Origin of the sequence: Mesorhizobium sp. M7A.F.Ca.US.006.01.1.1, assembly GCF_003997935.1 — a bacterium.
Lineage (GTDB): Bacteria > Pseudomonadota > Alphaproteobacteria > Rhizobiales > Rhizobiaceae > Mesorhizobium.
In genome coordinates, this window is the sequence record NZ_RZQL01000229.1 from 1 (window position 1) to 11,027 (window position 11,027).

Below are 11,027 nucleotides of genomic sequence, written 5' to 3' on the forward strand. Positions count from 1 at the left end.
ACACTATCTCTTCCCTCCTCCTGGTACCGGTCCGCGCGCTTGGTCAGGATCGGTATGCCGGCACCAAGATCCAGTTTCGCTGTTCGCGCAGCAGCGGGATCACCTTATCGACATAGGCCAGCCAGCCCGCATCGTCGCGCGAGGCGGCGCGCGCCGCAGTCCGCGCATCGAGCGATGGAAATGGCCAGAATGACACGATCCGCTCGCGGTCGCCTTCCGACGGGCGGAACCAGCCCAAAATCGGCGAATACTTCAGCCTGAGATGGATGTTTTGCTTCAACAGCGACACGAAGTGGTCCGCCAAGCCCGGCTTGAACCGGTAGTCGCGGAACTCGAACACCGCGCCTGCCGCAAGCGGATCGTATGGCTCGAAGACGTCGAGCGCGACCTTCTCCACGCCTACCGTATGGGATTGCAGCGCGGGATCGGCGGCGATCGCCGCTGTAAGCGGTTCCGGTCCGATGTCGCCGGGCGCGGCAAGCAGGATGACGATCTGGTTGATGAGCCCGATATCGCTCACCCACACACCGACGCGTCTATGCTTGACGTCGTCGCGCTCCAGAAGCGGCCTGAGGGCCGACAGCGACTTTTCGAGGCCGGCGGGCTGCGAGTTGAGCACAATCAAGCTGTGACTCATATTCTTCCACCCCTCGCCAACGATCGCAATTGATCGAATTTAAATTGATGCCATCTCAATAATGACAGCTTACTGGCGTAAGCGTCAAGATGGGTCCCGAACTGGCATCGGCAAAGCGGCACAACCGCCATGCGCGCAGCCTGCAGGGCGCGCCCCGCGATGGCTTTGCGAGCCACGACAGCCCGCTCTTTGTGCGGTACGGCCGGTTCTCTGCGCATCGGGACTAGGCGCTTGTGGCGCAGTCCTGTAGGGTGCGTACCGTCAACAGGATGGAAAGATATAGTTCGATGAACGAAGTACGGAGCGCACCTCGGCACCAGCTCGTGCGAGACGAAATCCTCACCAAGGCCGCCGAAGTTTTCGAGCGGCAAGGATTTGCTCAGACACGGCTTGAAGATATCGCGACTGTGCTTTCGCTCAAGCGTTCGGCAATCTATTATTATTTCAAGACGAAGAACGACATCCTCCATGCTCTGGTCGAAGACTATGCGGAGCGCAAAGCGCGGGAGATGGAGGATCTCGTGACCGATCACAAAGGGTCGGCGATCGAGAAGCTGCAAGTGCTGCTCAGCGTCTCGGTCCTCAACCGGACCCTGGAGGGGCCGCGGGTACGTGCGCTCGATACGGTCGCGACCGAAATGCCCGCGAAAACCAAGGCGATCTTCGAGCAGGCGCGGCGGCGTATCCTGAACCTGCATGTCGGCGTGATCCGCGAAGGCATTGAGCAAGGCGAGTTGCGTGCGGTCGATCCGACGATGGCGGCGCTGGCCGTGCTTGGCGTGGCCAATTGGACGTCGTGGTGGTATTCGCCGACCGGTCGACAGCGGCCGGAGGAGCTTGCGCGATCCCTGGCCGACATCGCTCTCAATGGCCTCGCACGCTCCGAGATCGACCGCTCCCAGGGGCAACAGCCGCTGCAGATCATCGACCTGATCCAGCGGGATCTCGGCGAGCTGCGGCGCGCCATCGCCGGTTAGCACGCATCGGTCGGGCAGCATGTAACTGCGCGAACGCAGCCGAATTGACGAGAGCGAATCGAGGTGCATCGGGCGCTCACACGATCTCGAACAGCGCGGCCGCACCCATGCCGCCGCCAATGCACATAGTGACCACAGCGCGCTTGGCGCCGCGCCGCTTTCCCTCCAGCAAGGCGTGGCCGACCAGGCGGGAGCCCGTCATGCCATAGGGATGGCCGACGGCAATCGCACCGCCATTCACGTTGAGCCGCTCCGGGTCGATGTCCAGCAGCTTCTGGCAGGCCAGAACCTGGCAGGCGAACGCCTCATTGAGTTCCCAAAGGTCGATGTCGGACTGTCGCAGCCCATGGATCTTTAGCAGTCTGTGGACCGCCGTCACCGGACCAATGCCCATCTCCTCCGGCGGGACTCCCGAGACTGCGAGGCCGCGATAGACCGCGAGCGGTTCCAGGCCGGCGCGCGATGCGGACATTGCCTCCATGAGCACGCAGGCGCTGGCTCCGTCCGAAAGCTGGCTCGCATTGCCGGCGGTGACGGATCCGTCCGCAATGACGGCGCCGAGGTCTTTCAAGCCGGACAATGTCGTTTCCGGGCGCACGCCCTCATCGTGGCTGACGGTGACCTGCTCCAGCCTCGACGCCCCGGTGTGCCGGTCGACCTTTTCGGTCTCGACGGTGATCGGCACGATCTCTGCGTCGAAACTTCCGAGGCGCTGCCCTTGCGCCGTCCGCTGCTGGGATTGCAGGGAATAGGCGTCCTGTGCATCGCGGGAGATGCCGTATTTGCGCGCTACGAATTCGGCTGTCTGCAGCATCGGCATATAGGCATGGGGGACGCGCTCGACCGTCTGCTCGTCTTTCTCGGCGTAGACCCACTCGTAGTACCGGTTCTGCACTGCGGAAATGTTTTCCTGTCCGCCGGCGACAACGACATCCATGCCATCGACCATGATCTGCTTCGCCCCGGTGGCGATCGCCATCAGGCCCGAAGCGCACTGCCGGTCGATCGTCTGCGCCGCAGCCGTCACCGGCAGTCCGGCTGCGAAGGCGGCGTTGCGCGCGATGTTCGAGCCGGCCGTTCCTGCCGCGAGAACGGTTCCCACAAGCACATCGTCGATCGTCGCCGGTTCGATCCCGGCCCGCTCGACCGCGTGGCGGATCGCGTGGGCCATCAGCGTGGGCGACTTGGTGCGGTTGAACGCGCCCCGGAACGCGCGCCCGATCGGCGTGCGCGCGGTAGAGACGATGACGGCTTCGCGCATGGTTCCTCCCAGCCCGGCTTCCGGGCACGCGATGCTACAAGGGTCTGTTGGTGCTGATGACGCGGACTTCGTCGCGTCCGAACTCGGCGATCTCGCCATTCAGCCCGCCGGTGAACAGCCCGTACCAGACGGCCGGCTTCATTGCCATTTCCCGGCGATTGAGGACGATCTCGGTGTCGGACTCGATCCTGAAGTACCCCTTATCCGATTTCGAGATCCTGAACCCCTTGGCGACACTGGCCTCGACGATCGGCCGGAATTCCGGCACGTCGAGCACATAGAGAACGACCATCTCATTGACCCTTTATCAGATCTTCGACGAGCTTGGCCTTGCGGCGCCAGACCGAGTCGATATCCTGCAGCCGTGCTCCCTTCGCCTTGAATTCGTCTTCGAGCTGCATGGCGGCCCGCAGGGTGAGGTCCGCATCCGTCTCATCCAGCACGTCGGTTTCGCGCAGCCGCAGCGTGATCTCCAGCGGATAGCCGTTGGGATCGGTGAAATAGATCGATTCCAGTATCTCGTGCCTGATATAGGGTGAGATGTTCAGTCCCCGCCCCTCCAGCACGGCCTTCCAGCGATGGAGTTCCGCCTCGTTGGGTACGCTCCAGGCGGTGTGGTTCGAATTGTAGAACCAGTGATCCTCGGGCTCATATTTTTCCGGACGGTCGGTGCCGATATAGTAGAAAAAGGCAATGGTCGCCCCCTTTCCCGCATCGAAGAAGAAATGCAGGAAGTCCGGATGGTTCTCCTGCCCCCAACCGCGTGCGCTGATCGTGTGCAAGAGGGGGAGGCCCAAAACATCGCGGTAAAACTCGACCGTCTCACGCAGTCTCCAGGTTGGGCGCGCCGTATGGTCGACACCGTCGAGCCTCAGCGGATTGCCGTCCTCGCCGGCTCGCTTCAGGGCGCCTGTATCGGCATGGCCAGCCCAATAGGTGAGGTTCTTGTTGAACGCGCTCCCGGATTTTGCCTGTTCGTGAAGCGATGTAGTTGGAGCCATTGTCATGTTCAGTACCTTGAATGTGTGTCTTTCGGGCAGTCGGACGTTTCAAGCAAAACGATACTCTTCCAGCCAGGCCCGGATGTGCTTTCCGGCCTCCCGCTGCCCGTTGGGCATGTCGTCCCTTATTGGCTGGCCGTGGTGATTTCCGTGCACTCGGATGCGGCTTTTCCGAGAGCTGCCAAGCTGCTTGTAGATGGCATCCGCATCGGTGGGAAAAACGCAATTGTCGCCCGTGTATTCGATCATCAATACGGGCTGGGAAACCTCAGGCCCGCAGGCCTCCATCGATGCATTGGACGAAAGGCCAGACCAGTTGGAGAGCCAGCCCTCCGGCGTGCAGGTACGGCCGAAGCCGACGCTGCCATAGTTCGCGACGGTAGGATTAGCGCCCCACAGCGATCCGTAGGCGCGGTCGGAAGGGTCCAGCGAAAGGTCGAAGCATCTCAGGTCCGCGTCTGTGCGCCAGACCTGGAAGATCGGGGCATAGGCGGCCAGCACGGCGGCGGAGCGATCACCGCTTTTCAGGCGCTGCCGTGCTTCGTTGCGGCGCTCGATCAGGTCGCGCGCATGCCGATCAATGCGCGAAGCGCGGTCGCGCTGGGCCATGCTGTAGCGTGTCATGAAGGCCGACGTGTAACTGGCGCTTTCGGGCGGACGCCTGAAACCGTTTTCGGGGTTGAATGCCGACAATGTATCGTCTGAGGCCAGCGGGTCAGCTTCGTCGATTACCGCAGGGTCGATTCCGCGCAACATGATCTTGCCCTGTCCGGGATGCGCGGACACCAAGATCACGCCATCGGGGCCCGGCAGGGAAGCGGTATCCAGCTTCGTGGGTCGCCCACCGGGGGAAACCTTGATCCGCGCATCCGGCACCCGGCCCGCCTGCTGGCAATAAAGCGCTGCCAGCGGCCCTCCTCCGGAAGTCCCTTGCAGGACACTGTGCTGAAAGCCCGCGACATCGCGCAGGAAATTCTGGCCCGCCGCTAAATCCAGAACCGCGGTTTCATGCTCCAGGCGAAGATCGTTTCCCGGCGAGCGCGATCCCTGCACCCACACGGCACAGTTTCCTTCAAGGATTTCCGGGACCAGATAGTTGGCGACCACCAGTTCGCGAGGATGCATGCTGCAGACAACGGTGCGTTCTCCGCCGCGGCGGAACAAATAACCCGTGACCGCGGCGCCATCAGCGGTGCGCAATGGGTGAATCGTCACGGTCACGCCTTCGGGTAAGCTGCCTTCACGCCACTCCGTTCCCCGCAGTCCAGCAGTCGTGACCGCGATCGGTCGCTTGTTATCCATTCTGTTCACCTCACTAGGGGGAAGCTAGGCATAGAAATTCGACACGTCAAACGAATTTTCGTCTCTGGCGCCGATTCTTGTTGACACAGGTCTGTACGTTTGAAATTTTCGGCACACAGCCATCGACGTGGGCAATTGGCCAAATGGCCGACGGGAGGAACCTATGGTCAAGATTGGTCACAACGCAGAGCGCCCGACGGATGGGCGTGGACTGCGATCGTCCCGAATACCGCAATTTCAGGATGCGCGGATCGAGAAAAACGGCCTGCAGCGCCATGTCGGCGCGCCCATCGCCGGCGTCGTCTATCCGCCTCAAGCCGACCTCGACCGCTATGTCGCGGCGGGCTGTCTTGCTCACGAAACGCTGGCGGGTGCTTTCCACAAGGCGGCGCTCGCCTTCCCGGACAATGTCGCACTGCTCGGACCCGACCTGTGTGTTACCTACAGAGAAGTCGACGCACGGGCGACACGGCTGGCGGCAGCACTATTGCGGCAGGGCCTTGCTCCACTAGACAGCGTCGTGTTTCAGCTCGCTAACAGCGCTGAGCTGATCTATGCGTTCATGGCCTGCCTGAAGGCCGGCCTGATCCCGATCTGCACCCTGGCGGCGCACCGCGAACATGAAATCGGCTATCTGGCGAACCTGGCCGAAGCGAAACTTCATATCATAGACGAGGACACTGCGAAATTCGACTTCTCGAACTTCGCGCGCGCCATGCAGCGCAGCGTGCCCTCGCTGAAACTGATCCTGCAAGCGCGCGGCGAACCGGGCGAAGACGCGCTCTCCCTGCACCGCCTGATTGAATCCATCGGCCTCGAAGAGGCAACGGCCGTCCTCGATGGCGTCGAACTGGACCCGTTTCAGGTAGCGGTCTACCAGCTCTCGGGCGGCAGTACCGGCGTTCCAAAGATCATACCGCGGTTCCACAACGAATATCTGCACAACATGCGAGCCGTGGCGGAATGGCTGGGATACAGGCCAGACGATGTCCTGTTCATGCCCCAGCCCATGGTCCACAACCTCAACATGGGCTGCTGCTTCGGTCCGATACTATTGACCGGCGGGACTGTGACCATCACGCCGGACCTCCAGGCGGACACGTTGGTGTCGCTGATCCGCGCGACGCGCCCGACATGGCTAATGCTCGGCGGTCCAATCGTGGCGCGGCTCGAAGCGGCGATCCGCGCGAAGGATATCGACCTGGCCAATGCCAGGGGCGTCATCGCCGCCAACAGCGCGCCAAAACTTCGCAGCTTGCTTGGCGTGCCCGTCTATCACACTTTCGGGATCACCGAAGGCGTGATCATGTTCACCCGGCCAGGCGATCCGCTAGAAGCCCAGGACACGACGCACGGCCGGCCGGTCAGCCGCTTCGACGAAGTCCGCATCCTGCGACCGGGGACTGAAATTGATGTTGCGCAAGGTGAAATCGGCGAACCGGTCTTTCGCGGTCCCTACACCACGCATGGCTATCTCAAGGCCGAGGAACGCAACAAAGAGACGTTCACAAGCGATGGATATTACCGTTCGGGCGACCTCATGCAGGAGCGGCGGATAGACGGCACCAGCTACTATGTCTTCTGCGGCCGGATCAAGGATGTGGTCAATCGCGCCGGTGAGAAGATAAACTGCGAGGAGGTCGAGGCTGCCGTCGTCACACATCCCGCCGTCGCCGCCATCGTCGCCGTGCCCTATCCCGATCCTGTCTATGAGGAACGTCTGTGCGCAGTCATCATCCCGCGTGATGGCCATTCGGCCCCGTCCGTGGCGGAGCTTGGCGCGTTCCTGCAATCCTACGGCATGGCGAAGTTCAAGTGGCCTGAACGCATCGAGGTCGTATCCGCCTTTCCGCTGACCGCCTCCGGCAAGATCAGCCGGCGCGCACTCATCGAGCAGGTGGCGCAGTCCGTCACCCAGCGGCAGGGCTGAGCCGGGCATGAACGACGCACAGGAATTCGTTCGCTCGGCGTTGCCGTTCATCGTGAGGCGGCGGGTGCGATGGTCGGATTGCGACCCTGCAGGCGTGGCTTATGCCGGTCGCTACGTCGACTACATGCTGGACGCCGTAATGGAATTTTTCCGCCGCACTGGCTACGGACCCGAAGGCACGGCGGCAGACAATGTCGGCCTGCCCTGCAAGCATCTTGGCATGACTTTTTTCTCACCTGTCCGGGGCGGAGCCGAGATCGACCTCGCGGTCTATGTGGCGCTTATCAAGCACCACACGGTCGACCTCGTGGTCCAGTGCGCGCAGGCGAATGGCACGCCGGTCTTTACGGGGGACTTCTCGCCCATCTGCATTCGCCTGGACGCACGCGAGAAGGTTGCCATTCCCGCTGGCCTTCACACCATCCTATCTTCGCACTCCAGTACTCAGGAACGCATCGCATGAGCAGACCCCTCCGTATAGGCCAGATCGTGCCGAGCTCAAACACCACGATGGAAACCGAAATTCCGGCCATGCTGCGGGCGCGGGAGCAGACGCATCCGGAGCGCTTTACCTTCCACAGTAGCCGCATGCGCATGCACCGGGTCACGCGCGAGGAGCTCGTGGCTATGAACCAGCAGGGCCTGCGCTGCGCTGCCGAGCTGGCCGATGCCCGCGTCGACGTCATAAGCACCGCCTGCCTGGTCGCAATCATGGCCATGGGGCCTGGGTATCATCGGCAGACGGAACAGGAACTGACCGACGTGGCGCGGGCCAACAATTGCGCGGCGCCGGTCATGACCTCGGCCGGGGCGCTGATCGAGGGGCTCGGCATCCTTGGGGCCAAGCGCATTTCCGTACTCACGCCCTACGAGCGCCCGCTTTGCGATCTCGTCGTGCAATATATCGAGAGCGAAGGGATCGCCGTGCAGGCTTCGCTTGCCTTCGGCATACCCGACAATCTCGAGGTCGGCCGGATCGATCCCCTGCGCCTAGTCGAGGAGGTCAAGCGCCTGGATACGAAGGGTGTCGACGCCGTCGTCCTGTCCGCATGCGTGCAGATGCCATCGCTGCCGGCGATCCAGATCGTGGAGGACATGCTGGGCATCCCGGTGACGTCCACGGCCATCTGCACGACGCGCCGCATGCTCGACCATCTGGGCCTCGAAGCCGTCGTGCCCAACGCCGGGACCTTGCTTTCTGGCAAGTATTGAGCGGCCGCGCCGGATAGTGAAGGCTAGGCATGCCTCATCGAGGCCGCTACGGACGACATCGGTTGTCAGGAACCTTTCATGATTGATCTTGCCAGACAGGTTGCCATAGTCACTGGGGCGGGATCCGGCCTTGGCCGCAGTCACGCTTTGATGCTTGCATCGCGTGGTGCCTTCGTCGTCGTGAACGATCTGGTCCAGGCCGCAGCCGACCAAGTAGCCGCCGAGATTGTGGCCGCTGGCGGCGAAGCAATTGGCTTTGCCGCCTCCGTTGTCGATTTCGAGGCGGTTCAAGCCATGGTCAACCAGACGATCACCGTTAAGGGCCGCGTCGACATTCTTGTCAACAATGCCGGCATTCTGCGTGACAAGACCTTTGCCAAGATGGACCTCGCCGATTTTCGACTGATCATCGACGTCCACTTGATGGGGGCAGCCCACTGCACCAAGGCGGTGTGGGACCAGATGCGGGAGCAAGGCTATGGCCGTATCATTATGACCACATCTTCATCGGGGCTTTACGGCAATTTCGGCCAGTCGAACTATGGCGCCGCCAAAATGGCGCTCGTCGGTCTTATGCAGACGCTTGCCCTAGAGGGGGCGAAATACGGTATCCACGTCAACTGCATCGCACCGACCGCAGCCACCCAGATGTTTGACGGCCTCCTCCCACAACAGGAACTCGACCTACTTGCGCCCGACCTCGTCAGTCCCGGCGTCCTATTCCTGGCAAGCAGGCAGGCGCCGACAAAGACCATTCTCTGTGCGGGTGCCGGCTCGTTCGAGTCTGCCCATGTGTCGCTCACCCGCGGCGCTTATCTTGGCGATGGACCAGAGGTTGCCGAATTGCTGGACGGCCATTGGCCTATGATCAGCGATCGGCGTGACGACATCATTCCCGGTTCGGGAGAGGCGCAGGGACGGATGGAACTCTTGAACGCCGGCTACCGCCGCGTATAGTTCAGTTGAAGCGATCATTTGCAAATGAAAGGAAACAGTCTCGTCGCGGCCAAAGTAATGGCGTAGCTCAGCCACGATCGAGAGCAGAGACGCCTTGTATTCATGGAGTTGCTTCATATGCCGCACGGACTTGTGGACGGCATCAACGAAGGCACGGTGGGCGTTCGTCGCAAGATGCCAACGAGCGACCAGCTTGTCGGTGTCAGGAAGCTCCTCGGTGATCGCTTCGCCATATGCCCGCGAGCAAACCCACGCCTTCTGACTGAGGAGTCTTCCGCCGAATGGGCGGCGCTGCTCAGGAGTTCCGAGTTGGCCTAACCCTGAAAGCCAAAAGGGCAATCGCCTGTATCTGCTGACAGACGAAGCCAATCCAATCTCGTTGAGAAACATGTTTGCCGAACTATAAAGATGATCCTTGGCCCAATCTGGGCACATACGGATGAGATGATGTTTCGGCTCGAACGAGATCTTTTGGAGATGGCACCGGTCCCAAGGCTGTTGAGATGGCGTGTTGAAACGGCTGCCTTGGCGCAACGAAAGCGCGGAAGGCCTGCTACCGGGGTGGACGGCCACCGAAAATGAAATCAGTCGCCATCGGCGACCGAAAAGCCATCGGCAATCCGTGATCTCTGCGGATTACGGTGAATGGACACCGCGTTCGGCTGGCCGAAATCCCAGCGCAATTGCCCGCGCTCTCAATAGGAACTCCAGAGACTACTGCTGACCGCTCAGCATCAACGACAGTTCCGCCCTCGTCTTCGCACTCAAAGCGATGTCCTCACTGTTCTTGAACCCGACGACCTTGGCTCCCTTGCCAACCTGTTCCTCCAACATCTTGGAAATGGGGCTGTCGGGATTGGCAGGTTCGGAGAACGGTTCCAGTTCCGCGGCGATCTTGTAGCCTTCCGCTGCGAACCATGCAGCGAACAGACGTGCGCCGTTGGGGTGAGGCGCCCCTTCCGGCACAAACACATGACCGTAAGCCATGGGCATATAGTCGGCGAAAAGCTTGTACTTGACGGGCTGGTTAGCATTCATCGCTTGTACGGCATGGTTGTACAGAACGATGCCGAATGAAACGACGCCATTCGAAATATCTTGTAGGCCACCGGCCGAGCCTTTCGAATAGACCGGCTTGTTGGCGATTATCTTCTTCGCCAGGGCGATGGTCTCGTCATATCCCAGCGTTCCCGCCAGGATGGGAGCAGGTGAAAGGAAGTAAGAGTTCTGGCCGAATTTTCCAGACCATTTCGGGTCGGCAAAGTCGGTATAGTTGTCAGGCACGTCCTCGTCGGCAATCAGGTTCGGATTCCAAGCCATGCCCCAGACAGCAACGTAGTAGGGAAGCGCGATACTCCGAAAATCCGGGAAGACCTGCTCTTCGAGATCCTTGATACGCGGAAACTCTTTCCCAAACACTTCGACCCACGGGTAGGCCTTGATGACCCCGGCTTTGTAAGCCGCATAGACCTCCTCTTCATTGCCTCCCCCAATAACGTCCACGGTCACCTTGCCGGCGGCGGCTTCTGCTATGACGCGCGTGTTCGAATTATTAGGAGAGTTTGGGACCCACTCTACTTCGGTGTTCAGCCCGAACCGGGTATTGAACGCCTGAATCACCGCACGGTGCGTTTCAGGCTTTGCCGGGACGAGGATCCAGGCCGTCAGCTTTCCTTCCTGCTTTGCCCCTTCAATGATCTTTTCCAGTGTCGGAACCTCCTGAGCGGACGTACCGTGCACAGTCATGAGG

Annotated in this window: 11 protein-coding genes; 5 read left to right on the forward strand and 6 right to left on the reverse strand. The window is 61.1% G+C overall.

Translation table 11 applies throughout. The annotated features are described in order from the left end of the window. Positions 1–43 precede the first annotated feature (43 nt). A complete protein-coding gene (locus EN943_RS29270) occupies positions 44–637 on the reverse strand; it encodes an NIPSNAP family protein (RefSeq protein ID WP_127415641.1) in 594 nt (197 codons plus the stop codon). Between the two features lie 287 nt (positions 638–924). Between EN943_RS29270 and EN943_RS29275 the strand changes: the two genes are divergently transcribed. Further along, positions 925–1,614: a TetR/AcrR family transcriptional regulator gene (locus EN943_RS29275; protein ID WP_164778439.1), complete on the forward strand. Its 690-nt coding sequence runs from the start codon at positions 925–927 to the stop codon at positions 1,612–1,614. Positions 1,615–1,690: 76 nt separating this feature from the next. On the opposite strand, the gene EN943_RS29280 is transcribed toward EN943_RS29275, so the two are convergent. The 4 genes from EN943_RS29280 to EN943_RS29290 are packed head-to-tail and all read right to left on the reverse strand — an operon-like array spanning position 1,691 to position 5,178. Continuing rightward, the gene (locus EN943_RS29280) at positions 1,691–2,875 is read right to left on the reverse strand and encodes an acetyl-CoA C-acyltransferase (protein ID WP_127415643.1); all 1,185 of its coding nucleotides are present in this window, start codon (positions 2,873–2,875) and stop codon (positions 1,691–1,693) included. A gap of 34 nt (positions 2,876–2,909) precedes the next feature. Beyond that, a complete protein-coding gene (locus EN943_RS38000) occupies positions 2,910–3,167 on the reverse strand; it encodes a hypothetical protein (protein ID WP_206522826.1) in 258 nt (85 codons plus the stop codon). A 1-nt stretch (position 3,168) separates the two neighbouring features. After that, positions 3,169–3,882 carry a VOC family protein gene (locus tag EN943_RS29285; protein WP_206522827.1) on the reverse strand — a complete coding sequence of 238 codons (714 nt, stop codon included), beginning with the start codon at positions 3,880–3,882 and terminating at the stop codon, positions 3,169–3,171. Between the two features lie 42 nt (positions 3,883–3,924). After that, positions 3,925–5,178 carry a hypothetical protein gene (locus EN943_RS29290; RefSeq protein WP_206522828.1) on the reverse strand — a complete coding sequence of 418 codons (1,254 nt, stop codon included), beginning with the start codon at positions 5,176–5,178 and terminating at the stop codon, positions 3,925–3,927. 163 nt (positions 5,179–5,341) lie between these two features. Between EN943_RS29290 and EN943_RS29295 the strand changes: the two genes are divergently transcribed. The 4 genes from EN943_RS29295 (at position 5,342) to EN943_RS29310 (ending at position 9,277) form a co-directional block, all read left to right on the forward strand. Next, positions 5,342–7,108 carry an AMP-binding protein gene (locus tag EN943_RS29295; RefSeq protein WP_127415645.1) on the forward strand — a complete coding sequence of 589 codons (1,767 nt, stop codon included), beginning with the start codon at positions 5,342–5,344 and terminating at the stop codon, positions 7,106–7,108. Positions 7,109–7,115: 7 nt separating this feature from the next. Beyond that, positions 7,116–7,571, forward strand: coding sequence for an acyl-CoA thioesterase (locus tag EN943_RS29300; RefSeq protein WP_127415646.1), 456 nt, complete (start codon positions 7,116–7,118; stop codon positions 7,569–7,571). Continuing rightward, entirely contained in the window at positions 7,568–8,320 is a 753-nt protein-coding gene (locus EN943_RS29305) for an aspartate/glutamate racemase family protein (RefSeq protein ID WP_127415647.1), read from the forward strand. Before EN943_RS29300 ends, EN943_RS29305 begins: the two co-directional genes overlap by 4 nt. Before the next feature lie 78 nt (positions 8,321–8,398). Beyond that, on the forward strand, positions 8,399–9,277 hold the full coding sequence (locus tag EN943_RS29310; protein WP_127415648.1) for an SDR family NAD(P)-dependent oxidoreductase: 879 nt from the start codon (positions 8,399–8,401) through the stop codon (positions 9,275–9,277). 714 nt (positions 9,278–9,991) lie between these two features. Here EN943_RS29310 and EN943_RS29315 read toward each other — a convergent pair. Then, positions 9,992–11,027 (reverse strand): extracellular solute-binding protein (locus EN943_RS29315; protein WP_164778440.1); only part of this gene is annotated, 1,036 nt, incomplete at its 5' end.

Excerpts from the sequence above, each read along its gene's own strand:
- EN943_RS29300 (WP_127415646.1), top strand. The coding sequence starts at position 7,116 with ATGAACGACGCACAGGAATTCGTTCGCTCGGCGTTGCCGTTCATCGTG.
- EN943_RS29280 (WP_127415643.1), bottom strand. The coding sequence starts at position 2,875 with ATGCGCGAAGCCGTCATCGTCTCTACCGCGCGCACGCCGATCGGGCGC.
- EN943_RS38000 (WP_206522826.1), bottom strand. The coding sequence starts at position 3,167 with ATGGTCGTTCTCTATGTGCTCGACGTGCCGGAATTCCGGCCGATCGTC.
- EN943_RS29295 (WP_127415645.1), top strand. The coding sequence starts at position 5,342 with ATGGTCAAGATTGGTCACAACGCAGAGCGCCCGACGGATGGGCGTGGA.
- EN943_RS29290 (WP_206522828.1), bottom strand. The coding sequence starts at position 5,178 with ATGGATAACAAGCGACCGATCGCGGTCACGACTGCTGGACTGCGGGGA.
- EN943_RS29275 (WP_164778439.1), top strand. The coding sequence starts at position 925 with ATGAACGAAGTACGGAGCGCACCTCGGCACCAGCTCGTGCGAGACGAA.
- EN943_RS29285 (WP_206522827.1), bottom strand. The coding sequence starts at position 3,882 with ATGACAATGGCTCCAACTACATCGCTTCACGAACAGGCAAAATCCGGG.
- EN943_RS29270 (WP_127415641.1), bottom strand. The coding sequence starts at position 637 with ATGAGTCACAGCTTGATTGTGCTCAACTCGCAGCCCGCCGGCCTCGAA.
- EN943_RS29310 (WP_127415648.1), top strand. The coding sequence starts at position 8,399 with ATGATTGATCTTGCCAGACAGGTTGCCATAGTCACTGGGGCGGGATCC.
- EN943_RS29305 (WP_127415647.1), top strand. The coding sequence starts at position 7,568 with ATGAGCAGACCCCTCCGTATAGGCCAGATCGTGCCGAGCTCAAACACC.